Consider the following 456-nt stretch of genomic DNA (forward strand, 5'->3'; position numbering starts at 1 on the left):
GGTGCCGGTGCGTACCGTCTCCGGGATCGAGGCACCGGACACGTCCGCCGCGGGCGCGGGCGCGGGCCGGCCCAGCGGTGCGGGCGCGGGGCAGCCGGCCGCCTCGGGTACCGGGCAGCCGGTCCTCGCCACAGGCACAGGCACCGGCACAGGCACGGGCACGGGACAGTCGACCGGTGTCGGGCAGCCGGCCGGTTCGGGTGCCGGGCAGGCAGCCACCGGCACCGGCACCGGCGCCGGTGCCGGTTCGGGTGCCGGTGCCGGTTCGGGTGCCGGTGCCGGTGCCGGTCCGGCGGCACGCTCGGGCGGCGGGAGCCAGCCGGTGCGGAACACGGGCCTGCAGGACGCGTCCGACGGGGCGTTGGAGGTGCCCGACGGTGACGCGGTGGGCGGACAGCCGGAGGCCGGCACTGATCCCGCGGTGCCGGCCGCCGGGGCGCAGGGTGCCGCTTCGTC

Annotated in this window: 1 pseudogene; it reads left to right on the forward strand. The window is 80.0% G+C overall.

Going from position 1 to position 456, the window contains the following annotated elements:
* A pseudogene (locus tag IE94_RS40180) lies at positions 1–456 on the forward strand (DUF3017 domain-containing protein); the annotation flags it as partial.

Source organism: Streptomyces violaceorubidus (genome assembly GCF_000717995.1).
GTDB lineage: Bacteria > Actinomycetota > Actinomycetes > Streptomycetales > Streptomycetaceae > Streptomyces > Streptomyces violaceorubidus.